Below are 25549 nucleotides of genomic sequence, written 5' to 3'. Positions count from 1 at the left end.
CCCCGCGCGCGGTACGGGCCGCCACACCGGGCGGCCGTGCCACGGCCGCGCCCCGCCGGCCCCTCGTCACCCCGCCGGCCCCCTCGTGCGCCGCTGCACCCCACCGCGCCCGCCGTACGGAAGGCCCCGGCGCCTTCCGTACGGCAGTCCGGCCCCCGGGACGGACGCCGTCCCCTCCCCCTGTCTTCACCCTTCCTCACCACGATCGAAAGCGAGTGCCATGACCAGCATGCCCGTCGGCGGGATCGTCCCCGCCCTCGGCTCTCCGGACGGAGGCCCCGCCGATCTCGTTCTGCGCAACGGGAAGATCCACACCCAGGATCCGGCCCGGCCCGCCGCCTCCGCCCTCGCGATACGCGGCGGCCGGATCGCAGCCGTGGGCGACGACGCCGACATCGCCGGACTCGTCGGACCCGGCACCCGGGTCGTCGACGCGCTCGGCCGCCGGGTCGTCCCCGGCCTGAACGACTCCCATCTGCACGTCATCCGCGGCGGCCTGAACTACGTACTGGAACTGCGCTGGGACGGCGTCCGCTCGCTGCGCCAGGCCCTGGCGATGCTGCGCGAGCAGGCCGGACGTACGCCCAAGGGCCAGTGGATCCGGGTCGTCGGCGGCTGGACGGCCGACCAGTTCGCCGAGCGGCGGCTGCCGACCCCCGCCGAACTGAACGCCGCGGCGCCCGACACCCCCGTGTTCGTGCTGCACCTGTACCAGTCGGCGATCCTCAACCGGGCCGCCGTGCGGGCCGCCGGATTCACCCGGGACACCCCCGACCCGAAGGGCGGGCAGATCGTCCGGGACCGCGTCGGCGACCCCAACGGCCTGCTGCTCGCCGCCCCCAGCGCGCTGATCCTCTACTCCACCCTCGCCAAGGCGCCCGCCCTCGACGAGGCCGACAAGAAGGTCTCCACCCGTCACTTCCTGCGCGAGCTGAACCGCTTCGGTCTGACCTCGGCGGTCGACGCGGCGGGCGGGTTCCAGAACTTCCCGGAGAACTACGCCACCGTCACCGAACTCGCCCGCGCCGGCGAACTCAGCGTGCGGATCGGCTATCACCTCTTCCCGCAGACCCCCGGCCAGGAACTGGCGGACCTGCGCCGCTGGACGGAGACCGTGCGGCCGGGTGACGGCGACGAGTGGCTGCGTCTCAACGGCGCCGGCGAGAACCTGACCTGGGCCGCCGCCGACTTCGAGAACTTCTCCGAGCCCCGCCCCGAACTCGCCGCCTACGAGAACGAGTTCGAGGAAGCGGTCCGTCTTCTGATGGCGAACGGCTGGGGTTTCCGGCTGCACGCGACGTACGACGAGACCATCCGCCGCGACCTCGCCGTGTTCGAGAAGCTCGCCGCCGAGGGGCTGTTCCCGGGCGGCAACCGCTGGCTGTTCGACCATGCCGAGACCGTCTCGCGGGACAGCCTGGAGCGGATCGCCGCGCTCGGCGGCTCGATCGGCGTGCAGAACCGGATGTCGTTCCAGGGCCGGGCGTTCACCGAGCGGTACGGGGCCGAGGCCGCCGCGATGGCGCCTCCGGTCACGGACATGCTGAGCCTGGGGATCCCGGTCGGGGCCGGCACCGACGCCACCCGGGTCTCCTCGTACAACCCCTGGGTCGCCCTGCACTGGCTGGTCACCGGCCGGGTCATCGGCGGGCCGTCACTCCGTCCGGCCGACCGGCTCGTCTCCCGCGAGAAGGCCCTGGAGCTGTACACCCTGGGCGGGGCCCGCATCACGGGCGAGGAGGCGGACAAGGGCATCCTCGCCGAGGGCCGGTTCGCGGACTTCGCCGTCCTGTCCCACGACTATCTCACCGTGCCTGCTGAGGACATCCCGCACATCGAGTCCCTGCTGACGGTGGTCGGCGGCCGGATCGTGTACGCGCGGGACGCCTACGAGGGCATGGACGAGACCGTGCCGGCCATCAGCCCCGCGTGGAGCCCGGTCGCGCACTTCGGCGGCTACCAGGCGAGCGTCCCGCCGTCGTCGGGCGGCGCCCGGCAGGCCGATCTGCTGGCCGAGGCCGCCGCCGAGTCCGAGGAGCACCGCCGGTGGCGCGCCGCCCGGGGGCCGCTCCCCGAGCAGACGCCGGCGGTCTTCGACCCCTGCCTGGCGCCCTGATCCCGAGCGGGCCGGTCACCGGTGTCACTGGTACCGGCCCGCTCCCCCTCGCGCCCATTCCCTTTCCGTCCCCTCCCCCGTCCGTCTCCTTGCAGCCCCCTTCCGCCGCTCCGCCGCTCCACCCGTCCGCCCATCCGCTGTTCGCCGAAAGGAACCCGCCATGACCGACTTCGTGTTCGACCTCGACTCCGTCCGGGCCACGCCGAGCCCCGATCTGCTGACCCCGGGCAACGCGATGATGCTATTCGTCGACCACCAGCCGCAGATGTTCTTCGGCGCGGGCAGCGGCGACCGGGGGGCCGTCATCAACGCCACGGTCGGGCTGGCCAAGGCGGCCAAGGTCTTCGACGTGCCGGTGGTCCTGTCGACCGTCGCCGCCGAGTCCTTCTCCGGGCCGATCCTGCCGCAGTTGCGCGCGGTCTTCCCGGATCACGAGATAGTCGACCGGACCAGCATGAACGCGTGGGAGGACACCGCGCTGGTCGACGCGGTGAAGGCCACCGGGCGCACCAAGATCGTCCTGTCGGGCCTGTGGACCGAGGTCTGTCTGGTCCTGCCGGCGCTCTCCGCCCTCAACCAGGGGTACGAGGTCTACGTCGTCGCGGACGCCTCCGCCGGCGTCTCCCCGGCCGCCCACGAGCACGCCATGCACCGGATGACCGCCGCCGGCGCCGTACCCGTCACCTGGCTCCAGACGCTCCTCGAACTCCAGCGCGACTGGGCCCGTACCGAGACCTACGAGGCGACCACGCAGGTGGTCAAGGAGCATGCCGACGGGTACGGGCTCGGCGTCTTCTACGCCCAGTCCATGATCGACCCGCACGCGGCGGGCTGACCGGGCCCCCTGGTCACCGGCCCATCAGCCCATCAGCCCATCGGTCTATCGACCCATCGGTCCACCCCACGGGCTGACGGCCCGCACCGAAGTCCCCTCGCGCCATACGGCGGGGGGACTTCCCGCGGATCGGGTCACCGGCCATCGGCAAGCGGGCGGCCGGCGGATTCTTTCCGCGTACGGACGACCGCCCTCAGGGCCCTCAGGGCAAGGCCGACGAGGGCAAACCGGCCCCACAAGTCAGCCAGTACCGAGGCCGGCGGCATGCCACCGAGGACCACCAGGCCGCCGACTGCCTCCAGCGGGCCGAAGCGCATTGTGCAGCGCACACGGTTTCGGCCGATCGTCGAGCGATGCGCTCCGCTCCGGCTTCCGCGCCGTCAAGCAGCCCCGAGAAGTCGGCGGTTCGGCCCTCCGGGCGTGTTCCGTACGGCATGTCGATCGATCCGGCTTCCGGACGGGCACGTTGTCGACCGCGCGCTCCAGCGGCCGGGACATCAGCAGGATCAAGGAGCGCCTTCTAGCGCTGGGTCCACCACGTGAGCACCGCCCCGCCGCCGGTCGTGGCCAGGGCGACGAGCCACCCGGGGATGCGCTGAACAGTCACATGCAATCCGCCTACGCGGAGTTCGAGTGCGGGCCGGGTCTCGGACTTGGGCGTCATGGCTACCTCTCGTGTGCTGGTGCCGTGGATCCTCAATCCCACCCGACGTGCGGGGCGGAATAAAAGGCGGCGAAGCCTGGCGAATTCGCCTCTACCTGCCCGGCAGCGGTAACTGACAAGTAATGGCAAGTAATGGCAGGTCAGCAGCGGTTACCAGCAGGTAGCGAGGTCAGACGTCAAAACGATCAGCCTCTCCGTTCGCCACCCTTGCGCCACCCCCCTCTGAAGGTGCTCCCACGCCCCGCCGGCATCGCCACCGGCGTATGCGCCTCTACCGCCCGCCCTCATCCGGTGGACCTCCGCGGTCAAAGCGCCGGAGAGCTTCCTCGTACAGCTCCTCCACCAGACGGGCGACGGTCTCCGGTACGCGCAGGGTCGGGTAGTGGTCCGAGGCCGCCAGGCGGATCAGGCGGCAGCCGGGGATCCGGGCGGCCGTCTCCTCGTTGCAGCGCACGATCTCGGGGCGGTCCCGCTCCCCCAGGGCGAGGAGCGTCGGCGCCGTGATCTCGCCCAGCCGGTCGAAGGCGGGCGGGTCGGCGCGCTGATGGCCCACATTGGCGAACCATGCGGGCAGGACGGCCCTGAACCGGGCCGCGGCAACCGGATCGGACTCGGGCGTGCCGCCTCCGGCCCGCCCCCACATGCCGAGGCCGAGCCGGACGATGCCCTCCATGTCGCCCGCCTCGGCTAGTCGCCCCACCTCCTCGTACAACGCCGACTCGTCGAGGTCGTATCCGCTGACCGCGGGCACGAACAGGGCAAGGCCCGCCACCCGTTCCGGCGCGTCGAGGGTGAAGCTGAGCGCGGCGGCGCCACCCATGCTGGAGGCGACGAGGACGGCGCGGTCCAGGGCGAAGTGGTCGAGGACCGCGGCCAGATCGCCGGAGGGGGTGTACGAGGTGACGGGCGCGGGGGAACGGCCGTAGCCCCGGGCGTCGTACCGGATCACCCGCCGCCGGCCGCCGAGCGCGGCGAGCACCGGGTCCCAGATCGTGGAGTCGCCGACGCCCGGGTGAAGCAGGACCAGCGGCGGCCCGTCCCCTCCGGTGTCGTCCGCCCAGACCTCGCCGCCGTCGACCCGCACCATGGTTTCCATGCGCCCAGTGTCGCCACCCGTGGCCACGGCAGGCGGCAACACGGGCGGCGGCCGGCCGGTCGTGTCGGGGTCAGGAAGAGGGGTGGGCGGCCAGGTCGGATTCGCCGCGCAGGACGCAGAATTCGTTGCCCTCGGGATCCGCGAGGACCGCCCAGCCCGAGCCGTCGGGGTTCCGGCGGTCGGCGAGCAGGGTGGCGCCGAGGCCGAGCAGCCGGTCCACTTCCCCCTCGCGCGAGTCGTTGGGGCGCAGGCACAGGTGGATCCGGTTCTTGGCCGTCTTGACCGCCTCGGCCTCGGGTACCTGGTTGAAGTACAGCACCAGGCCGCCCTCCAGGATCACCTGAGTCGCCGGATCCCCCGGCTTGTCCTGCGGGTCCACCGGACGACCCGTCACACCGCTCCAGAACCGGGCCAGCCCGTAGGCATCGGCACAGTCGACCGCAACATTCCGCACTACCGAATACATGCCCGCATCCTTCCTTGCCGTCCTCGCGCGGGCCACCGTGTCCCTCGTCACCTCTGCCCCCCTGCCCCGGCCCCCTGCCCCGGCTCTCCCACTCCGCCACTCCGCGCCCAGGAGGATCACCTTGACAAACCCGGACACGCCACCGAGCCTGCTGGGCGTCTTCGCCCACCCCGACGACGAATCCCTGCTCGCCGGCGGGGTGCTCGCCCGGCACGCCGGTGCGGGCGCCCGCACCGGGGTCGTCACCGCCACCTGGACCCCGGGCAGCCGCCGGATCCCCGAACTCGCCGACGCGCTCGCCGTCCTGGGCGCGGGCGAACCCCGGCTGCTCGGCTACGCCGACGCCCGCAATCCCGCGTCGGCACCGGACGGCGCCGAGCGTCTCGTCGACGCCCCGCTCGACGAGGCGATCGGCCGACTGGTCGCCCATATCCGGGAGTTCCGGCCGGACATCGTGCTCGCGCACGACTGCGTGGGCCAGTTGACCGGTCACCCGGACCACCGGCGGGCCCACCAGATCACCTTGCTCGCGGTCGAGGCCGCGCCCGTCGCGGCGCTGTACCCGGAGTCAGGTGAGCCCTGGCGGCCCGCGGCCCTGTACGCCGCCACGCATTCCGCCAGCGGGGCCGGGCCGTTGGGAGATCTACTTCGTACGGTCGGCAAGGACGTGATCGCCGTACCCGACACGCAGGTGACCACGACCGTCGACGCCGGGCCGTGGACGGCGGTGAAGTGGCGGGCGATCCTCGCCCATCGCGGGGAAGTCGCCGCCACCCGGCCCCTGCCCGGCCTGCTGGCCCGGCTGCCCCGGACCGAACGGGAGGCGATCATCCGTCTCGAACAGTTCACCCGACTCACCCCCGGCCCCGTACCGGCCGATCCGTATCGCCTCACCCGCTGAGACCCTCACACGCTCCGCCCATCCACCGCCTCCCAAAGGAGAATTGACAGATCATCAGGGAGATACGACGGCTGCGTCCGGACACTCCGGCCACACGTATGATGAGCCAGGCTCGACGCTCACGGGCCGACCCTTGACCTGCACGGTGGTGATGGATGGCGGGCGGCGCTCCCCGAGGCGGACTGCGCGGCCGGCGCGGCGAGTGCGGGGTACTGGATGAGCTGATCGCCGCCACCCGCGCGGGCCGGAGCCAGGTATTCGTCCTGCGGGGCGAGGCAGGCGTAGGCAAGTCCGCGCTGACGGAGTATCTGGTGGGGAACGCGGCGGGATGCCGGCCCCTGCGGGCCTGTGGTGTCGAGTCCGAGATGGAGCTGGCGTTCGCCGGGCTGCACCAGCTGTGCGCGCCGCTGTCGGGGTATCTCGACCGGCTTCCCGATCCCCAGCGCGAGGCGCTGGCCGTGGCGTTCGGTCTGCGGGCAGGAGGCGCGCCGGACCGGTTCCTGGTCGGGCTCGCGGTGCTCAGCCTGCTGGCCGAGGCCGCGGAGGAACAGCCGCTCGTCTGCGTGGTCGACGACGCACAGTGGCTCGACCGGGTCTCGGCGCAAACCCTGGCGTTCGTGGCACGCCGGCTGCTCGCGGAGCGGGTGGCGCTGGTGTGCGCCATACGGACGCCACTCCCCGTACCCACGCCCACGCCCACCACGATCACCGACCCCGACCCCGACCCCGACCCCGACCCCGACCCCGACGATGATCCGTGGACGGGGCTGCGGGAGCTCATGGTCCCGGGGCTGCGGGACGACGACGCCGCCGCGTTGCTGGAGTCGGTGGTTCCGGGGCGGCTGGACGAGCGGGTCCGGGACCGGATCGTCGCCGAGACCCGCGGCAATCCGCTCGCGTTGCTGGAACTGACGCGGGGGCTGAGCGCGGCGGAACTGGCCGGCGGCTTCGGCCGGCCGGACGCGCGGCCGCTGGCGAGCCGGATCGAGCAGAGTTACGTACGGCGGATCACGGCGCTCCCGGACCCGGCACGGCGGCTCCTGCTCACGGCGGCCGCCGAACCGGTGGGGGACGTGCCGTTGCTGCGGCGGGCCGCCGAGCGGCTCGGCATCGGTATGGACGCCGCGGGCACGGCGGAGGCCGCGGGGCTGATCGAGTTCGGTGCCCGGGTGCGGTTCCGCCATCCGCTGGTGCGCTCGGCGGCCTACCGGGCGGCCGATCCGGCGGTACGCCGGGAGGCGCACCGGGCGCTCGCGGAGGCGACCGATCCCGAGACCGACTCGGATCGCCGGGCCTGGCACCGGGCGCACGCGGCGATCGAACCCGACGAGACGCTGGCGGGTGAGCTGGAGCGGTCGGCGGGCCGGGCCGAGGCCCGTGGCGGGGTCGCGGCGGCGGCCGCGTTCCTGCGCCGGGCGGCCGAACTCACGCCCGACGCGGCGGTGCGGGGCGCGCGGGCGGCGGCCGCGGCGCAGGCGGTGTTCGAGGCCGGGGCACCCGACAAGGCGCTCGGTCTGCTGGCCGCCGCGGAGCTGAGCCCGCTGGACAAGGGCCGCCAGGCGCGGCTGGCCCGGTTGCGGGCCCGGATCGTGTTCGCGCGGCGGCGCGGCGGGGAAGCACTGCCGCTGTTGCTCGACGCGGCCGGGCGGCTGGCCCGGGTGGGCGACGGGGAGGCCCGCGAGGCGTATCTCGACGCGATCGGCGCGGCGGTCTTCGCCGGCCGTCTCCACGACATCCCGGTACGGGAGGTGGCGAAGGCCGCCCGCTCGGCGCCGTGCGGGCCACGTCCGACGCGGCCGGCGGACCTGCTGCTCGACGGTCTGGCGCTGTGGTTCGCCGAGGACTGTGCCGAGGGCGCGCCGCTGGCGGAGTCCGCGCTGCGGGCGTTCAGGCAGGCCGCCGGCCGGGACGGGGACGCCGACGTCATGCGGTGGCTCTGGCTGACATGGCTGGTCGCGGGCGATCTGTGGGACGACCGGACCTGGGACGTCCTGACGACCCGCGCGGTCCGGTCGGCCCGCGCGACCGGTGCGCTCAACTTCCTCCCGCTGGCGCTGGGTTACCGGGCCGCGATGCACGTACACGCGGGTGAGTTCGCTCTCGCCGAGGCACTGGTCGACGAGTCGGCGGCCCTCACGGAGGCGACCGGCCACTCGCCCATGGAGTACCCCCTGTTGCTGCTCACGGCCTGGCGCGGCGAGGACCCCCGGGCGGCGGAGCTGATCGAGAGCGCCACCGGGCACGCGACCACCTGGGGCGAGGGGCGGGCCATCGGCCTCCAGCACTATCTGCTCGCGATCCTGTACAACGGCCTCGGCCGGTACCAGGACGCCCTGGCCCACGCGGGACACGCGGTGGCACACGAGGATCTGTCCGTCACCGGCTTCGCCCTCGCCGAACTGATCGAGGCGGGCACCCGCGCGGACGCCCCCGAGGCGGCCGGGGCGGCCCTGCGCCGCCTCGAGGAACGCGCCCGTGTCGCCGGTACGGACTGGGCTCTGGGCGTGCTGGCCCGGTCGGCGGCGCTCCTGAGCGAGGGCCCGGACGCCGACCGGCACTACCGCGAGGCCCTCGACCGCCTCGGGCGCGGCCGGATCGCCGTCCATCTCGCCCGTACGCACCTGGTGTACGGCGAATGGCTGCGCCGCGAGAACCGGCGCGCCGACGCGCGGGAGCATCTGCGGACCGCCTACGAGTCGCTGCGGGGCTTCGGGGCGAAGGCGTTCGCCGAGCGGGCCCGCCGTGAACTCCTGGCCACCGGTGAGGCCCCTCGGCGCGGTCCGGCCGGGGCGCGCGACCCGCGCGAGGCGCTGACCGCGCAGGAGACGCAGATCGCCCGGCTGGCCGCCGACGGGATGACGAACGCGGAGATCGGTGCCGAGCTGTTCATCAGCCCGCGCACCGTCGAGTGGCATCTGCGCAAGGTGTTCACGAAGCTCGATGTCGGCTCGCGGAACAAGCTGCGCGCGGCGCTGGCCCGTACCTGACGCCCTCCCGCGCCCCGCCCGGGCCCATTCGCCGTCCTTCGCGCCGCACGCTCGTCGCCGCATGCTCCGCGCTTCGCACCCGTCCGCCGCTCGCCGTGACCCGCTCGCCGCCGGCCAGTGCGCACCCGGGCCGGGCTCACCCGGACGGACCAGGGGGTGGGCCAGGGTTTTCCCGGGCGCGAAGGACCGGGGCCGGGCGGGAATGTGGACGTACGGGCATCGCCGGATGCCCCGTGTGAACGGAGTCGTGACCGTGTCCCCGAAGCCGCTGAAGTCACCGGACTCGCCGATGTCCTCAGAGCCGCCCGCCGCCCGCCCGGTACCGCCACCGGCGGGCTCCCTCGACGAGGCGGTCGCCGTCTTCACCGGGCCGCGTCCCCGCCTCTTCGGCATCGCGCACCGAGTGCTGGGCGGCACGGCCGAAGCCGAGGACATCCGCCGGGACGTGTGGGTGCGCCGGCAGCGGACCGACCGTTCGACGGTGGTCGGTCCCGCCGCCTTCCTGTCCCTCGCGACCACCCGGCCGGCCCTCGACGCGACCCGGTCCGCCCGGTCCCGCCGGCGGCACCCGCTCGTCCCCGGGCTGCCGGATTCCATGAACGCCGCCACCGCCACTGCTGCGGCTCCGGCTCCGGCTCCGGCTCCGGCTGCGGACCGAGTCCCGGGAGCCTGTCGACACGAGCGAACACCACCGGCTCCGGGCAGCCTTCGTCGCGGCGCGACGTCACCTCTCTGACCAGCACCGCCGCGCACGCACACTCATGCGCGCGCACCGAAACACACCACCCACCGCCACGGCCCGCCCTGCCGCGTACCACCGGCTCCATCCCGCCAGCAGGGCCGGCCCGTACAAGAGCGAGGAACACACGTCATGGACGCACGTCTCGATTTCTTCGGCAACCCGCTCGCCGCCAAGGTTCTCCGGCACATCAATTCGGCCTCCAAGGTGGTGTCGGACTCGACGCTGCCGCATGCGACACAGGAGCTGGTGAAGATCCGCGCGAGCCAGATCAACGGCTGCGGCTTCTGCACCGACATGCACACCAAGGACGCCGCCCACGCCGGAGAGAGCGTCCAGCGGCTCCACATGGTCGCGGCCTGGCGCGAGGCCACGGTCTTCACCGACGCCGAGCGCGCCGCGCTGGAGCTGGCCGAGCAGGGGACGCGGATCGCCGACGCCGCCGGCGGGGTCGGCGACGAGGCCTGGGCGAACGCCGCGAAGCACTACGACGAGGACCAGCTGGCCGCGCTGGTCTCCCTCATCGCCGTCATCAATGCGTACAACCGGATCAACGTCGTCATCCGCCAGCCCGCCGGGGACTACCAGCCCGGCATGTTCGGCTGAGGCCCCGCCCCCACTCGCACCAGACACGAAGCACCAGGCACCAGACACCGGCGGACGGACGCCGGAGAAACGCTGCCATCCCCCGAGAAAGGATTCCCCTCATGAAGGTCGTCGTCATCGGCGGTACCGGGCTCATCGGCTCGCAACTCGTCACCAGACTCGGCGAGCAGGGACATCAGGCGGTGGCCGCCTCTCCCCGGACCGGCGTCGACACGCTGACGGGCAAGGGGCTGGCCGAGGCCCTGGAGGGAGCGTCGGTCGTGGTCGACGTGTCGAACTCCCCCTCGTTCGCGGACGACGCCGTCATGGACTTCTTCCGCACCTCGACCACGAACCTGCTCTCCGCCGGGGCGGACGCCGGTGTGACCCACCATGTCGCGCTCTCCGTGGTCGGCACCGAGCGGCTCCAGGAGAGCGGCTACTTCCGGGCCAAGCAGGCCCAGGAGGAACTGATCGCGGCCTCGGGGCTGCCGTACTCGATCGTCCACGCCACCCAGTTCTTCGAGTTCGTACGGGGCATCGCCGATTCGGCGACCGACGGCGGCTCCGTCCGGCTGCCGTCAGCGAGGATCCAGCCCCTCTACTCCGGCAACGTGGTGGACGCGGTGGGCCGTACGGCCGTCGGCTCCCCCGTCGGCGGAGTGCTGGAGGTGGCCGGGCCCGACACCTTCCACCTGGACGAACTCGTCCGTACGGGGCTCGCCGCCGGAAACGACCCGCGGACGGTCGTGACGGACCCCCACGCCACGTACTTCGGTGCCGGGCTCCACGAGACCACCCTGCTGCCCGGCCCCGGCGCACACATCACCGCGACCCGCTTCGCCGACTGGCTCGCGCGGCAGAACTGAACCGTCCGGCGCCTCCCCGGTATCGATCGCACGGTCGGTCGGACGGTCGATCGCCGGGGTCGGTCGTCCCGAATGCGGCCGGGCACAGACGCCACCGGCTCCGCGCACACGTATACACGCACGCACACCCGCCCGCACAGGCATCCCCATCCGTGTCCCCATCCGTGTCCGCGTCCGTGTCCGCGTCCGTGTCCGCGTCCGCGTCACGGATCTTCCGGTTGCCCGGTCAGTCGTACGGAGGGAGCGGTACGGTCCGAGCCCCGGCGGCCCGCGCGGTCTCCGGGGCCCGTGCCGCCCCGCACCCTCCGACAACCTCCGCCACCCCTGTGAGACAGGAGCCTGGACATGCGTGACGAACAGCCCTTCGTCCTCGACCCCACCAGCGCCGACCACCACGCCGAGGACCGCGCGCTGCGCGCCCGCGGCGCGGCGACGCCGGTGGACATCCTCGGGGTGACCGCGTGGTCCGTCTCCGACCCCGCCCTGCTGAAGCACCTGCTGACCCGCCCTTACGTCTCCAAGGACGCCCGGGCGCACTGGCCGGCCTTCGCCGAGACGGCCGCCACCTGGCCGCTCGCGCTCTGGGTGGCGGTCGACAACATGTTCACCGCCTACGGTGGCGACCACCGCCGGCTGCGCCGCCTCATCGCCCCCGCCCTCTCCCCTCGCCGGGTCGCCGACCTGGCGCCGGTCGTCGAGGAGCTCGTGACCGGCCTCCTCGACGAGCTGGACGACCTGCCGGCCGGCGAGACGGTCGATCTGCGGGAACGGCTGGCGTATCCGCTGCCGATCGCGGTCATCGGCCGGATGCTGGGGCTCACCTCCGCCCAGTTGAGCGGGCTGCGCTCGGTGGTGGACCGGGTCTTCTCCACGACCCTGACCGCCGACGAGGCCGCGGAGAACACCGCCACCCTGTACCGGCTTCTCGACGAGCTGATCGCCGCGAAGCGCGCCTCCCCCGGCGACGACATGACGTCGTTCCTCATCGCGACCCGCGACGAGGAAGGCGACGGCGGCGCCCTCAGCGAGTCCGAACTGCGCGGCACGCTCGTCCTGATGATCAGCGCCGGCTACGAGACGACCGTCAACGTCGTCGACCAGGCGATCACCTCGCTGCTGACCGACCCGGAGCAGCCGGCCCACGTGCGCGCGGGACGGTGCGACTGGAACGACATCGTCGAGGAGACCCTCCGCTTCGAGCCGTCCCTCAAGCATCTGCCGCTACGGGTCGCGCTCCAGGACATCCCGCTGCCCGACGGGCGGACCATCCGGGCCGGGGAGGCGATCCTGCCGTCGTACGCCGCCGCCAACCGCCACCCGGACTGGCACGGCGAGGACGCCGACCGCTTCGACGCGACCCGGCCCTCCAAGGAGCATCTGGCGTTCGGGCACGGCGTCCACTTCTGCCTCGGCGCACCGCTCGCCCGCCTCGAAGTCGCCACCGTCCTGCGCGCGTTGTTCGATCGCTTCCCTCACATCCGGCTCGCCGTACCGGCCGACGAGCTGCGGCCCCTGCCCTCCCTCATCAGCAATGGGCATGTCGCGCTGCCGGTCCATTTGCGGCCCTCGGCCTGACGATCATGGTCCGGGGCTCCGGCTCCGGCTCCGGCCGGGATCCCCGACGTGCCGGGGCGGGGGACTTCGAGGGGGGAAGCGGGCGCGCCCGGCCCCGCGATTCCGCGCTCGGCCGGACCGGTCACGCCGTACGCGGCGCAGCCGGGGCGGTGGCGACAGGATTCACTCGGGGCCCCCGGTCACCCAGGCGCGGAACAGCCCCAGCGACTCGACCAGGTTGCCGGGCCCGCAGGAGACCTTGAACCGGCCGTCGGCGGTCCAGGCCATGATCCAGTCGCGCTCGCCCCGGCGGATCTCCCGCCGGGGCATCTCCCAGTCCGCCACATCCGTCTCGTCGAGATCGATCGAGACCGTCCAGCCCGGGTTGTCGAGCGTCTCGATCCGCACGCCCCACTCGTGTTCCCAGTCGCCGTCGCACTGTGCGGTGTACCAGTTCTGGAGCCACTCGAGCTCGTTCAAGGATTCGATCATGCGAAGGAGTATGGCCGAGCGTGCCGGACCGACAAGGACCGGACCGGCAAAGAGGTGGCCGCCCCCGCCGCACCAACGCTGTCCATCGTGGTGCGGCAAGAGGCGGCCACCCGTCTTTCGTGGGCGCGCTCAGTCCGGCGGCGCCGTATCCGAAGTGGTCGCGCGCAGGTCGGCGAGGAGTTCCGCCTGGCCCGCGAGGACGCCGGAGAGGATGGAGCGCGCGACGGCGAGCAGTTCCGCCACCTGGGGATCGGTCAGGGTGTAGTAGACGGTCGAGCCCTCGCGGCGGGCGACGACCAGGTTCGACCGGCGCAGGACCGCCAGTTGCTGGGAGAGGTGCGCGGGCTCGACCCCGACCTCGGCGAGCATCTCCGAGACGGCGTGTTCCCGCCGGCTCAGCAGTTCCAGGACCCGGATGCGCACGGGATGGCCGAGCGTCTTGAAGAACTCGGCTTTCAGCTGGTAGAGCGGCGCGCTCAACGGCCCCACCGCCGAGCCGGCCGCTCCGCGGGAAACGCCGTCGCCGGTGCGCCGGCCGTCCGCCCGCACTGCCACCGTGTCCATCGCGTCCCCCGTGTCCCTCGCGATTTCCGCGCCTCTCGCGTCCATCCCGCACTCATCGTCATGGCCCTATCCTCGCGTCTCCGGGACGGCGGCATCGCCTCGGCCCCACCCGAGTGCGCCGGCCGCGCCGTGGACGGGGCCGTGTCGCCGGACGGATCCGGCGTCCTTCACCGGGGCAGGGTGATCCATACGCTCTTTCCCTCTCCGTCCGCGTCCCGGCGCACCGCGCCCGTACCGCCGGATCCGGCCATCAACTCGGCAATGACAGAGAGCCCGCCGCCACCGCCACCACCGGAGGCGGCGGAGGCGTCTGAAGCGGTGGCTGGGGCGGGGACGCCCGGATGGTCGGGGTGCCGGTCGTGTACGGCGAAGCCGAGCGCCGTCGCGCCGGCGGCGAAGGTGACGGTGAGGCTGGGCGAGCGGGGTGCGGCGTGCCGGACGCTGTTGGTGACGAGTTCGCTGAGGATCAGCAGCGCCGGGCCCATGACGGGGTGGGCGCGGCCGATCCCCCACTCGGCGAAGGTCATCTCCGCCGTCTCGCGCACCACCCGTACCGCCGCCGGCAGGGTCGGCACCGTCAGGACGTGCCGCAGGGGCAGGGCCGGCTCGGCCCGGACGGCCGGGGTCACAACGTCGCCGCCGCGCCGAGCCGGTAGCCGGTGACGGTCTGCGGGGTGATCCGCAGCAGGGTGTCGTGCGGTCCGTACGTCCAGCCGGGCAGGGTGCGCCGGTAGTGCGCGGCCTCGGCCGCGTCGTCGACCGGTTCGGCCGGTCCGGTGACGGTCACACTCCACCCGGCCCCGGCCCCGGGCCCGGCACCGGCACCGGCACCGGGCCCAACCCCCGCCCCCGCCCCAGCCCCCTCGCCGGTACTGATCTCGTCCGCGTGGTACGTGAGGGTGGGCCGTCCCGTGAGCGCGTCGGCCTGGACGGGGGCGCGGACGACGAGCCGGCCGTAGGCGAGGACGTGGACGGCGGGGCGTACGAGGGTCTGTTCGCGGCGGGCGTGCACGAGACGGCCCCGGGCCGCACCGTCGAGGAGCCACAGTGCCTCGGCGCCGGTGACCTCGGTCATCCGGCGGGGAGCCGCGGGCCAGGGGTTCGGGGTCGTCATGAAGGGGTCCTTCCCGCGTGCGCGGTCCGCCCGGCCGAGGAGCCGGCGGGCTGTACGGGCACGGTCGTCGCGGCGGCCGGTACGACGGTCGCCTGGGGCACAGCGGTCACCTCGGGCACGGCAGCCGCCTCGGGTACGGCGGTCTCTTCGAGTACGGCGGTCTCTTCGAGTACGGCGGTCTCTTCGAGTGCGGCGGTCCCGCCGGGGAGGATCCCGGCGCCCTGGAGACGGGCGCGGGCGCCGGCGATGGCCTCCGGGGTGGTGGCGTACTCCCGCCCGTCGGGCCGCAGCAGTTCCAGCGCGCCGACGGAGTCGAGGGCCCGGCGCTGCTCCGGCCGGATCCCGGAGGCCAGCACGGTGATGCCGCGCCGGTTCAGTTTCTCCACGGTGTCCTTGAGGACGAGGGCGCCGGTGGCGTCGACGGTGGTCACGCGGGCCATCCGCAGGATCACCACCCGGACGTCCGTCACTTCGGCGAGTTCGAGGAGGAAGCGGTGGGCCGCGGCGAAGAACAGCGGGCCGTCGATGCGGTACGCGACGATGTGCTCGGCGAGCAGGGCGTGTTCCTCGGCGCTGTGCTCGCCCGGCAGGTCGGCGCGGAAGTCGACCTCCGCGAGGCGGGCCTGCGCGGCCACGGCCCGCAGGGCGAGGCCGCCGGCCACCAGGAGGCCGATGATCACCGCGTACACGAGGTCGAGCGCGAGGGTCGCGACGGCGGTGAGGACGAGGACCACGGCGTCGGACCGGGTGGCCTTGGCCATCGCGCGCAGCGAGCCGACCTCCACCATGCGGACGGCGGTGGCGATCAGGACGCCGGCGAGCGCGGCGAGCGGGATCTTCGAGACGAGCGGGGCGGCCGCGAAGACGATCACGGCGAGGACGGCCGCGTGGGTGAGGGCGGCGAGCCGGGACGAGGCACCGCTGCGGACATTGACCGCGGTACGGGCGATGGCCCCGGTGGCGGGGACGCCTCCGAACAGCGGGGCGACCAGGTTGGCCAGACCCTGGCCGAACAGCTCGCGGTCGGGGTCGTGCTTCTGGCCGACGGTCATCTGGTCGGCGACCTGCGCCGAGAGCAGCGATTCCAGGGCGGCGAGCGCGGCGACCGCCACGGCGGGGGCGAGCAGCGAACCGAGCTGGGAGAGGTCGACGAAGCCCAGGGACGGCGCGGGCAGTCCGGCGGGCAAGTCGCCGATGGGGGCCGCGGCGTCAAGGTGGAGGACCTGGGCGGCGACGGTGGCGCCGGCCACCGCGACGAGGGAGAAGGGGATGCCCGGCCGCCATCGGGCGCCGGCCAGCATGAGGGCCGCGACGCCGAGGGCGAGGGCTACGGCGGTCCAGTTCGGGTGGTGGGCGAACGCGCGGACGGCGTTCCAGGTGACCTCCAGGACCCGGTCGCCCTCGGGCTTCGGGACGCCGAGGGCGTTCGGGACCTGCTGGAGGCCGATGACGAGCGCGATGCCGAGGGTGAAGCCTTCCACGACGGAGGCCGGGATATAGGCCATGTACCGGCCCGCGCGCAGGGCGGCGAGGCCGATCACGAGCGCGCCGGCGATGAGCCCGACGGTGAGGACACCGCCGGGGCCGTGCTGCGCCACGATCGGGACGAGGACGACGGTCATCGCGCCGGTCGGTCCGGACACCTGGAGGTTCGAGCCGCCGAACAGGGCGGCGAGCGCGCCGGCCACCACGGCGGTCGCGAGACCGGCCTCGGCGCCGAGACCGGAGGAGACCCCGAATCCGAGCGCGAGCGGCAGCGCGACCACGGCCACGGTCAGACCGGCGAGCAGGTCGCGGCGGGGGTTGCGGGCCATGGCCGCGAAGTCGGCACGGACCGGGAGGAGGGCCCGCAGCCGGCGGAGCGGCGCCATCGCCGACGCCGCCGTGGACGCCGTGGACGCCGTGGACGCCGACGCCGACGCCGACGCGGAAGCCGACGGGGGCGGGGGCAGCGGGCTCATCGGGCCGCGCCCTGGCGGGCTGACGACGGTCCGGCGACGCCCGGGAGCGGCTCGCGGACCGCCGCGGGCCTGTTCTGTCGCGGCTGGGGCTCCCGGACGCCGGCCGGGTGGCCCGGCGTCCGGAGGCGCTCGCTGCGCGCCTCGTACAGCGGAACCGGCACGGCCTTCGGACTCCTCACCCCCGCGCGGGCGGGGCCTGGATCGAGGTTGTGCCCGCGGCTACCTGCGGGCACAACAAATCCATCATGTAGTTAATTGCCATTTTCTGCAATTCGCAGAGATGGCGAGCCGCCGGTGGCGAGCACCGAGCGGCGTGCGCCCGTCAGGCCTTCTTGACCACGCTGGACTTGAGCTGCATGGGTCCGAAGCCGTCCACCTTGCAGTCGATGTCGTGGCCGTCCACGCCGTCGACCAGGCGGATGTTGCGGACCTTGGTGCCGGCCTTGATGCCGCTCGGGCTGCCCTTGACCTTGAGGGTCTTGACGACGGTGACCGTGTCGCCGTCGGCGAGGACGTTGCCGACGGCGTCCCGGATCACCTTCTCGCCGCCGCCCTCGGCGGCCCGGCCGGCGGAGTCGTCGGACGGGGTCCACTCATGGCCGCACTCGGGGCAGACGAGCAGGGTGCCCATCTCGTAGGTGTAGACGCCGGAGCACGTGGGGCAGGGGGGCAGGTTCTCGTTCATCGCGCGATGATACGAGCGCCGCCATTAATTGCGAAAATCCGCAACTCGCGGGGCACCTGTTCGGCGGCTCGCCGCGCGAGCCTGCCCGGCAGGGCGCCCCACCGGACGCCCCCACCTGGTGTACTCGGCACGCCTCCTCGGCGAACCCCCTCGTCAGCCCCCTCTCAGACCTCCCGGCGACCGTCCGGCGCCCGCCCGAGGACCCGGGTCAGGGCCGCCGCCAACAGGAGGGCGGCGAGCGCGGTCAGCGCGGCACCCGGCCAGCCGACGGCGGCCAGCAACGGGGCCGCCACCGAGGCGCCGAGCGCACCGGTCGTGAAATAGAGGACGAGGTAGACGCTGCTGAGGCTGCCGGAGCGGGCGGGGTCGAGCGCGATCACCCGGCTCTGGTTGGCGGCCTGGGCGGCGAAGCAGCCGGCGTCGAACAGGGCGAGGCCGAGAGCGGTGACCGCGGGGCTGCCCAGACCGGTGGCGAGGAGGCCGGCCCCCGCCGCGGCGGCGAGCAGCGAGCCGGTGATCACCGTGCGCGGGGCGTACCGGTCGGCGAGGCGGCCGGTGAACGGGAGCGCGACGAAGCCGAGCAGGCCGGCCAGGCTGTACAGGCCGATGGCGGTGGGCTCCAGGGAGTACGGCGGCTGCGCGAGCGCGAGAGCGAGCGTGACCCAGACGATGTTGAAGGCGAAGTACCACAGGCCGCCGGTCAGCACGGCGACGCGCAGCCCCGGGTGATCGCGCAGCAGCGGCGGAAGGGCGGCCAGGGTGGCCCCGTAACCACGCCGTCCCGGCGGCCGCTGCCGGGGCAGCAGCACCGCCACGGCGAGCGCGCCGAGCAGGACGAGACCGGCGAAGACGAGGAGCATCCGCCGCCAGCCGAACGCGTCGGTGAGCGCTCCGCCCACCAGACGGCTGAGCAGGATGCCGGCGGACATGCCGGCGGCGACGGTGGCGACGCCGGTCCCCCGGCGTCCGGGCGGGGCGTGACGTCCGGCGATGTTGCCGGCCTGGGCCGCGACGCTCGCGGCAGCGCCGATGGCCAGATAGGCGACGAGCAGGGGAAGCGGGCCGCGCGCGGTCGCGGCGAGCACGAGACCGGCGGCCAGGGCGGTGAGCTGCGTGGCGACCAGCCGGTGGGGGGCCAGACGGTCGGTGAGGGGCAGCAGCAGCGCGAAGCCGGTCATCGAGCCGGCCAGCGCGGCCGTCGGTACCAGGCCGATCACCGACAGCGGGACGCCCAGGTCGGCGGCGACGGCGGTGAGCGCGGGCTGGAGGGCGTAGTTGTTCGCGATCGCCGTCCCGGCTATGACGGCGAGCAGGAGCGTCACGCCTCGGGGCAGGGACCGGGGCGAGGATCCCTTCGTCGCCGTGGATCCGTTCGTCGCCGTGGATCCGGTCACGGGCGTGGGCTCGGCAGGCGTGGGCTCGGCCCCGGTCACGGGCGCGCGCCGCGGGTGAGGACGACGGCGTAGCGGCACTCGGAACCGGTGGTGTTGGCGAAGACGCGCGCGGTGGGCGCGCCGAGTTCGACGGTGTCGCCCGGGCCGAGTTCGTGGACGGTGTCGCCGTCGTGGAAGGTCAGCCGGCCGTCGAGGACCCAGACGAGCTGGCGTACGAAGGCGAAGGCGGCGGCGGGATACGGGACGCGGGCGCCGGCCGGCAGCCGGATCTCGGCCACATCCGCGGGGAACCGCGGGCCGGTGATCTGGCGGCGCCGGTAGCCGGTGTCCGGGTCGCGCCACTCGTCCGCGCCGGCCGCGCGCCGGACCTCCGTCCCCCCGCCGCCCGGGCCGCCCGGACCTCCCTCGGCGTACAAAGCCGTGGGGCCCTCGGCGTTTGAAGCTGCGGGCTCCTCGGTGTCCGGCGCGCCTTCGGCGAGGGCGAGCAGCGAGGCGACGGTGAGCTCGAAGGCGGCCGACAGTTTGCCGAGGACCACGGCCGTGGGGCTGCTCTCGCCGCGCTCGATCCTGCTGATCATGGCCTGGGAGACCCCGGAGGCGTCCGCGAGCCGGGCCAGGGTCCAGCCGCGCCGCTCCCGTTCGAACCGGACGCGGGCCGCGATCCGCCCCACCAGAGGATCTACTATGTTGGACATGGAATCCAATATACGAGAGGCGTTCGCCGGGCCGGTCGTGCGGGCGGCCCGGCCCGAGGACGCCGAGGCGATCCGGGCGATCCGCAATCACGCGATCGAGCACTCGACGGCCCTGTGGACGCGGAGTCCGCAGTCCTCCGAGGAGGCGGCCGCCTGGCTCGCCGTCCATCTGGGGCGCGGCTCGGCTCTCGTGGCCGAGGTGGACGGCGAAGTGGCCGGTTTCGCGGTCTACGGCCCGTGGCGGGAATTGGACGGCTTCCGCCACACGGTGGAGAACTCGGTGTACGTACGCGAGGACCGGCACGGCCGGGGCATCGGCTCCGCCCTGCTCGCCGCCCTCATCGACTCGGCCCGCGCGGCCGGTCACCATGTGGTCGTCGCGGGCATCGAGGCGGAGAACACCTCCTCGATCCGGCTGCACCAGCGGTTCGGTTTCGAGCACGCCGGCACGATGCCGCAGGTCGGCACGAAGTTCGGCCGCTGGCTCGATCTGGCGCTGCTGACCCTGCGGCTGTCCTGACCTGCCACTGCCCCGGCCGGTCACCCTGGCACCGGTGACCACAGGTCCGGCTCCCGCAGGCTCTGCACCTCCGGGTCCGGCGCCCGTGGGCCCGGTGACCTCAGGTCCAGGTCAGCGGGCGCCGAAGACCTGCGTCCAATAGGGGCCGCCGCCGGTGTGCAGACCGATGCCGATCTCGCGGAAGTCGCAGTTGAGGATGTTGGCCCGGTGGCCGGGGCTGTTCATCCACGCCTCCATCACCTCGGCGGGGGTGCGCTGGCCCTTGGCGATGTTCTCGCCGTAGGTGGACCACTGGTAGCCGGCGGCGGTGACGCGTTCGCCGGGGCCGTCGCCATCCGGGTTGGTGTGGTCGAAGAAGTCGCGGGCGGCCATGTCGTCGGACTGGCCCTGCGCGGCGCGGGTCAGCAGGGCGTTCCCGGTGAGCGGCCCGCAGCCGGCGCGGGAGCGCTCAGTGTTGACCAGGGCGATGACCTGCTGGGACGTAGACGAGGCTCCGGAACCGGAACCGGAACCGGCTCCGGAACCCGTCCCGGAGCCGGAGCCGGTCTGGCCGCCGGCGGTTTTCGTGGCCTGCGGGCGCGACTCAGGCGCCTTGGTGGGGTGCCCGGTGGCCTGATGCGTCGTACGGCTCGGAGTGGGGCGGGGCGAGTGGCTCGACGGCTCGGCCGAGGCGGAGGGCGTCTTCGACGCCGTCGCGGACGGGCTCGTGGTGGGGGCCGCCGGGGAGGCCGTCGTGGTCGCGGTGACGCCGGGGGCGGCGGCGCGGGCCGTGTCGGCCGAGTCGTTCTCGCCGTCCTCGGGGCCGGTGGCGAGATAGAGCGTGCCTCCGGCGACCGCGACCACGGCTATGCCCGCGGCGGCGACGGCCCTCCGGCGGCCACGCCTGCGCTCGCGTTCCCGGCGGCGGGCGCCACGCGATCCGGAACCGGATCCGGCGGCATGCCGGGCCCCCGACCGCGCACCTGGCACCGCCCCGGCCCCCGGCGCCGCACCCGAACCGACACCCGAACCAGCGCCCGCACCCACGCCCGCCTCCTGCGCCGACGCGACCAGGCCGAGGCCCGCGCGCTCACGGAAGGCGGCGAGGAGGGTGGCGGCCGGCGGGACGAGCAGTAGTCCGGCGAGCAGGCCCTCGGCGGGCACGAGGCCGGTCCGGAGCCCGGCGCAGTGCGGGCAGGTGCGGGCGTGCCGGGCTATGCGCTTGCGCCAGAGCGCCGAGGGCCGTCCGTCCCAGCCCGCGAGGCCGGTGCGCAGATCCGGGCAGAGCGGCGCGGTGCCCAGGGCGCGGACGACGATCCGGGCGGTCTCCAGCTGTTCCTTCATCCGCTGGACGCGTACGGCGGTGTGTTCCGGGGACAGTTCCAGGGCGGCCGCGACCTCGTGGCGGGTGAGTTCGCCCGCGCATTCCAGCCACCACAGCGAGAGCAGCGCGCTGTCCTCGGGCGCCAGCCAGCGGGTCGCCTCGGCGGTCTCGCGCCGCTGCCCGGACAGGTGCAGCCGGGCCACGGTCAGTTCCACGAAGTCGGCGCCGGGGTGGGCGAGGTCGCGGGCGTCGTCGAGGGCGCCGGCGAGCTGGCCGGACCGCCGGCTGTGCCAGTGGGCGCGCAGGGTGTTCATGGTGATGGCGACGAGCCAGGAGCGGAAGCTGTCCGGGGAGCGCAGCGTCCCGAGTCCGTCGAGCGCCCGCAGCATCGTCTCCTGGACGACGTCGTCGACGTCGTGGTGGCCGTTCAGCGCCCGGCCCACGATGTTGTAGACGAGCGGCAGATGAGCGGTGACGAGCCGGTCGCGCGCTTCGAGGTCGCCGTTCCGGGCGGCCCTGACCAGGTCCGTGCCGTTCATCACTGCCATGCCCTGCTTCATCCTGTCCGTCCTGCCTGTCGCCGATGCCCTACACCTGGGAGATCACGGGGCGGGCCCCGGATAACGAAAAGCGCCGGGAATTTTTTCACTTCCTCGTCCGGCGTACGGAACGGGGGTGTGCACGGCGGATGGCCGGGGGCATCGCGGCGCGCCCCGAGGGAAGGTCAAGAATCGTCAAACTCAAGGGAATTGGTCTACGCCAATCATCTCCACGGTGGGCAGGGGAAACGGCGAGGAGCGACCCGGTCCGGTCTAGTCGCACTTTGGTCCAGACCATTGACCCGGTTCGGGAGCCGCCGATATCCCCTTATCCGGCGCCCCTGTCCGCTCGGCCCCGCTCCACCCCGCTCCACCCCGCGTGATCCCCAGCGGGCCGCACCACCCGCACACCCCTCGCACCCGCACGCTCCATCCGGGGCGCCCGCCCGTCAACCGACCCCTCACACCCCTGGGATTGACATGAGACGCATGCGTTCCCTGCGCGCGATGCTCGCGGCCGTCACCACGACCGTCGCCGCGGCCGGCCTGACCACGCTCGCCGGCGGCACCGCCCAGGCCGCGACCCCGCTGCCGTCACGGGTCTTCGCCCCGTACTTCGAGGCGTGGACCGGCGAGAGCCCGGCCGCCCTGGCCGCCGCCTCCGGCACCAAGCACCTGACCATGGCGTTCCTCCAGACCGCCACGAAGGGTTCGTGCACGCCGTACTGGAACGGCGACACCGGGATGCCGATCTCCCCGGCCGTCTTCGGCAGCGACATCACGTCGATGCAGGCCCGCGGCGGGGACGTGATCCCCTCCTTCGGCGGCTACACCGCGGACACCACCGGCACCGAGATCGCCGACAGCTGCACGGATGTCACCAAGATCGCCGACGCGTACGAGAAGGTGCTCACGACCTACAACGTGAGCCGGCTCGACATGGACATCGAGGTCGACTCGCTCGACGACAGCGCGGGCGTGGACCGCCGCAACAAGGCCATCAAGATCCTCCAGGACCGGTCGGCCGCCGCCGGGCGCCCCCTGGAGATCTCGTACACGCTGCCCACCACGACCACGGGCCTGGCCGCGAGCGGACTCGCCGTACTGAAGAACGCCGTGACCAACGGCGCGCGGGTCGACGTCGTCAACCTCATGACGTTCGACTACTACGACAACGCCGCGCACGACATGGCCAAGGACACCCAGACGGCGGCCCAGGGGCTGTACAACCAGCTCGCCAAGCTCTACCCGGCCAAGTCGGCCGCACAGCTGTGGGGCATGGTCGGCGTCACCGAGATGATCGGCGTCGACGACTTCGGCCCGGCCGAGACCTTCAGTCTGGCCAATGCCCGCACCGTGTACGACTGGGCGACCGCCAAGGGCATCAACACCCTGTCGTTCTGGGCGCTCCAGCGGGACAACGGCGGCTGTCCGGGCGGCCCGGCCGCCGACGACTGCTCCGGCATCGCGCAGAACACCTGGGACTTCAGCCACATCTTCAGCCCGTTCACGAGCGGCGGGCCGACCGTCCCCGGTGACGACTTCTCGCTGACGGCCACCCCGTCCTCGGGCACCGTCACGGCGGGCGCCTCGGCGACCACCACGATCGGCACCTCGGTCACCCAGGGCGCGGCCCAGTCGGTGAGCCTGGCGGCGAGCGGGGTGCCGGCAGGAGTCACCGCCTCGTTCAGCCCGGCCTCGGTCACGGCGGGCGGGTCGTCGACGCTCACCCTGGCGACCACCGCGAACGCGGTGTCGGGGACGTACCAGATCACCGTCACCGGCAGCGGCCCGTCCGCGGCGCACACCGCCACGTACACGCTGAAGATCACCGGCGGCAACGGCAACCAGTGCACGGCCGCGCCGTGGGCCTCGGCCACCGTCTACACCGGCGGCCAGCAGGTCTCCTACAAGGGACACAACTGGAAGGCCAAGTGGTGGACGACGGGCGAGGAGCCCGGCACCACCGGCGAGTGGGGCGTCTGGCAGGACCTCGGCGCCTGCTGAATCCGCTGATCCGCGCCCGGGACACCGGGGCACGCGGGACGCGGGACGCGCACGGCACACCGCCACGGGATCCGTCCTCACGGTGACCGCGGCGAACCGGGGCCGGTACGGGGACACATCCCCGTACCGGCCCCGGCGGCGTGGTGCGGGGGCAGTCTCCGTACGGGGCGGTCACCGTACGGAGCAGTCACCGTACGGAGCGGGGCGCGGCGGCGTTCGCGGTGGTGGCGTAGTCCGGCAGGGCGATGGCGCCGGCCTTCGCGAACTGGGCGGCGAGCAGGTTCCGCAGGGGCCAGCGGGTCATCGACCGCATCGAGAGGTCCCGCATCCGGATGCCCAGCTGGCCGGAGGGGGCGTAGCCCGAGGCGCCGCCCGGCGGGAGTTCCTGGGCCTGGTCCACGTACGGGCGCAGCACCGTGTCGTAGCGGCGCAGGGCGAGGCGGTGGTCGCCGCCTGCGGCGGCGAGTTCACCGGCCAGGACATAGGCGCCGACCAGGGCGAGGCTGGTGCCGAGGCCGGTCAGCGGGGTCGCGCAGTAACCGGCGTCGCCGAGCAGCACGACCCGGCCTCGGGACCAGCGGTCGAGGCGGACCTGTCCCATGGAGTCGAAGAAGAAGTCGTCGGCGGTGTGCATCGCCCGCACCAGCTTCGGGGCCTCCCAGCCGACCCGGGCGAACCGTTCGGCGACAAGTGCCCGCTGGGCGGCGGAGTCACGGCGGTCGTACGCGAGCGGCTCGGCCGTACGGAAGCTGAAGCCTGCCTTGATCTCGCCGGGGAGGCGGCCGGGCCGGGCGGAGGCGACGAGGCCGCCGGGCGCGTTGTGCATGAGGTACCAGCCGTCGAGTCCGAGGTCGAGGCCGGTGGCGGTGAACCAGGCGGTGTAGAGGCCGAGCGGCCGGACGATCTCCCGCTCCGGGCCGAAGGCCAGCGACCGCACCACGGAGTGCGGTCCGTCGGCGCCGACGACCAGGCCGAAGCGGCGGGGCGCGGCCTTCTCGAAGGTGACGGTGACCCCGTCGGCGTCCTCCGCCAGGTGGGTGATGGTGTCGTCGAACAGGTACTCCGTGCCGGGGACGGTGGCCTCGTACAGCAGCCGGGCGAGGTCGCCTCGGAGGATCTCGATCTCGGAGACGATGCCCTCGCCGCCGAAGCTGTCGGCCGGCACGCGGGCGGTGACGCGTCCTCGGGTGTCGACGAGCGCGAGGCCGCGCTGGTCGACGCTCTCGGCCCTGGCCCGGTCCATGAGGCCCATGCGTTCGACGACGGTGCGGCCGGCCCCGCGCAGATCGACGGTCTGCCCGCCGGGACGGGGGGCCGGGGCGCGTTCGACGACGGTGACCGTGAAACCCTGCTCGCGTAGCCAGTACGCCAGCGCCGGCCCTGCGATGCCCGCGCCGCTGATGAGAATCCCGTTGTTCGTCATGTCTGCGAATGTACGGCGTACGCGAAGGAGTTCACAAGAA

The 25549-nt window shown here is 73.5% G+C and carries 22 protein-coding genes; 10 read left to right on the top strand and 12 right to left on the bottom strand.

Annotated elements, in window-relative coordinates; translation table 11 throughout:
- The first annotated feature begins 220 nt into the window (after positions 1–220).
- Positions 221–2116 carry an amidohydrolase gene (locus ABZ990_RS01260; protein ID WP_361223332.1) on the top strand — a complete coding sequence of 632 codons (1896 nt, stop codon included), beginning with the start codon at positions 221–223 and terminating at the stop codon, positions 2114–2116.
- 172 nt (positions 2117–2288) lie between these two features.
- Entirely contained in the window at positions 2289–2951 is a 663-nt protein-coding gene (locus ABZ990_RS01255; RefSeq protein WP_361223692.1) for a hydrolase, read from the top strand.
- Positions 2952–3886: 935 nt separating this feature from the next.
- Here ABZ990_RS01255 and ABZ990_RS01250 read toward each other — a convergent pair.
- Both ABZ990_RS01250 and ABZ990_RS01245 read right to left on the bottom strand, forming a co-directional pair.
- The gene (locus ABZ990_RS01250) at positions 3887–4711 is read right to left on the bottom strand and encodes an alpha/beta fold hydrolase (RefSeq protein ID WP_361223329.1); all 825 of its coding nucleotides are present in this window, start codon (positions 4709–4711) and stop codon (positions 3887–3889) included.
- Positions 4712–4781: 70 nt separating this feature from the next.
- Complete coding sequence (locus tag ABZ990_RS01245) at positions 4782–5177, bottom strand: VOC family protein (RefSeq protein ID WP_361223326.1); 396 nt, start codon at positions 5175–5177, stop codon at positions 4782–4784.
- A 121-nt stretch (positions 5178–5298) separates the two neighbouring features.
- On the opposite strand from ABZ990_RS01245, the gene ABZ990_RS01240 reads away from it, so the two are divergent.
- From ABZ990_RS01240 to ABZ990_RS01215, 6 genes are all read left to right on the top strand, one after another.
- Positions 5299–6078 (top strand): PIG-L deacetylase family protein, encoded by a 780-nt coding sequence (locus ABZ990_RS01240; RefSeq protein ID WP_361223323.1) that lies wholly within the window; start codon positions 5299–5301, stop codon positions 6076–6078.
- A gap of 155 nt (positions 6079–6233) precedes the next feature.
- A complete protein-coding gene (locus tag ABZ990_RS01235) occupies positions 6234–9065 on the top strand; it encodes a LuxR C-terminal-related transcriptional regulator (protein WP_361223320.1) in 2832 nt (943 codons plus the stop codon).
- 247 nt (positions 9066–9312) lie between these two features.
- Complete coding sequence (locus ABZ990_RS01230; RefSeq protein WP_361223317.1) at positions 9313–9801, top strand: hypothetical protein; 489 nt, start codon at positions 9313–9315, stop codon at positions 9799–9801.
- A gap of 135 nt (positions 9802–9936) precedes the next feature.
- Entirely contained in the window at positions 9937–10410 is a 474-nt protein-coding gene (locus ABZ990_RS01225) for a carboxymuconolactone decarboxylase family protein (protein WP_361223314.1), read from the top strand.
- A 101-nt stretch (positions 10411–10511) separates the two neighbouring features.
- Positions 10512–11258, top strand: a complete 747-nt coding sequence (locus tag ABZ990_RS01220) for an SDR family oxidoreductase (protein ID WP_361223311.1) — start codon at positions 10512–10514, stop codon at positions 11256–11258.
- A 345-nt stretch (positions 11259–11603) separates the two neighbouring features.
- A complete protein-coding gene (locus ABZ990_RS01215) occupies positions 11604–12833 on the top strand; it encodes a cytochrome P450 (RefSeq protein ID WP_361223308.1) in 1230 nt (409 codons plus the stop codon).
- Positions 12834–12995: 162 nt separating this feature from the next.
- Here the strand turns inward: ABZ990_RS01215 and ABZ990_RS01210 are convergent, their stop codons facing one another.
- The 8 genes from ABZ990_RS01210 to ABZ990_RS01175 form a co-directional block, all read right to left on the bottom strand.
- Positions 12996–13304: an immunity 53 family protein gene (locus ABZ990_RS01210; protein ID WP_361223305.1), complete on the bottom strand. Its 309-nt coding sequence runs from the start codon at positions 13302–13304 to the stop codon at positions 12996–12998.
- A 129-nt stretch (positions 13305–13433) separates the two neighbouring features.
- A complete protein-coding gene (locus tag ABZ990_RS01205; RefSeq protein WP_361223689.1) occupies positions 13434–13784 on the bottom strand; it encodes a metalloregulator ArsR/SmtB family transcription factor in 351 nt (116 codons plus the stop codon).
- A gap of 251 nt (positions 13785–14035) precedes the next feature.
- Positions 14036–14497 (bottom strand): ATP-binding protein, encoded by a 462-nt coding sequence (locus ABZ990_RS01200; protein ID WP_361223303.1) that lies wholly within the window; start codon positions 14495–14497, stop codon positions 14036–14038.
- On the bottom strand, positions 14494–14982 hold the full coding sequence (locus ABZ990_RS01195) for a pyridoxamine 5'-phosphate oxidase family protein (protein ID WP_361223301.1): 489 nt from the start codon (positions 14980–14982) through the stop codon (positions 14494–14496). The genes ABZ990_RS01200 and ABZ990_RS01195 overlap by 4 nt, the downstream gene beginning before the upstream one ends.
- Positions 14979–16853 carry a SulP family inorganic anion transporter gene (locus tag ABZ990_RS01190; RefSeq protein ID WP_361223687.1) on the bottom strand — a complete coding sequence of 625 codons (1875 nt, stop codon included), beginning with the start codon at positions 16851–16853 and terminating at the stop codon, positions 14979–14981. The genes ABZ990_RS01195 and ABZ990_RS01190 overlap by 4 nt, the downstream gene beginning before the upstream one ends.
- A gap of 412 nt (positions 16854–17265) precedes the next feature.
- The gene (locus ABZ990_RS01185; RefSeq protein ID WP_361223298.1) at positions 17266–17628 is read right to left on the bottom strand and encodes a zinc ribbon domain-containing protein YjdM; all 363 of its coding nucleotides are present in this window, start codon (positions 17626–17628) and stop codon (positions 17266–17268) included.
- A 164-nt stretch (positions 17629–17792) separates the two neighbouring features.
- Positions 17793–19022, bottom strand: coding sequence for an MFS transporter (locus ABZ990_RS01180; protein ID WP_361223295.1), 1230 nt, complete (start codon positions 19020–19022; stop codon positions 17793–17795).
- A gap of 35 nt (positions 19023–19057) precedes the next feature.
- Positions 19058–19717, bottom strand: coding sequence for an XRE family transcriptional regulator (locus ABZ990_RS01175; protein WP_361223292.1), 660 nt, complete (start codon positions 19715–19717; stop codon positions 19058–19060).
- Between ABZ990_RS01175 and ABZ990_RS01170 the strand changes: the two genes are divergently transcribed.
- Positions 19716–20237: an N-acetyltransferase family protein gene (locus ABZ990_RS01170; RefSeq protein WP_361223290.1), complete on the top strand. Its 522-nt coding sequence runs from the start codon at positions 19716–19718 to the stop codon at positions 20235–20237. The two genes, ABZ990_RS01175 and ABZ990_RS01170, sit on opposite strands and share 2 nt — an antisense overlap.
- 111 nt (positions 20238–20348) lie before the next feature.
- On the opposite strand, the gene ABZ990_RS01165 is transcribed toward ABZ990_RS01170, so the two are convergent.
- On the bottom strand, positions 20349–22088 hold the full coding sequence (locus tag ABZ990_RS01165; RefSeq protein WP_361223287.1) for a sigma-70 family RNA polymerase sigma factor: 1740 nt from the start codon (positions 22086–22088) through the stop codon (positions 20349–20351).
- Between the two features lie 471 nt (positions 22089–22559).
- Between ABZ990_RS01165 and ABZ990_RS01160 the strand changes: the two genes are divergently transcribed.
- Positions 22560–24086 carry a glycosyl hydrolase family 18 protein gene (locus ABZ990_RS01160; protein ID WP_361223284.1) on the top strand — a complete coding sequence of 509 codons (1527 nt, stop codon included), beginning with the start codon at positions 22560–22562 and terminating at the stop codon, positions 24084–24086.
- A 187-nt stretch (positions 24087–24273) separates the two neighbouring features.
- Here ABZ990_RS01160 and ABZ990_RS01155 read toward each other — a convergent pair whose 3' ends face one another.
- Positions 24274–25509, bottom strand: coding sequence for an FAD-dependent monooxygenase (locus ABZ990_RS01155; RefSeq protein ID WP_361223282.1), 1236 nt, complete (start codon positions 25507–25509; stop codon positions 24274–24276).
- Positions 25510–25549: the final 40 nt, after the last annotated feature.

Origin of the sequence: Streptomyces sp. NPDC046203 (assembly GCF_040646255.1) — a bacterium.
In the GTDB taxonomy this organism is placed as follows: Bacteria; Actinomycetota; Actinomycetes; order Streptomycetales; family Streptomycetaceae; genus Streptomyces.
The sequence above is the reverse complement of the archived record's forward strand: the minus strand, read 5'-3'. Positions and strand labels throughout refer to the sequence as shown.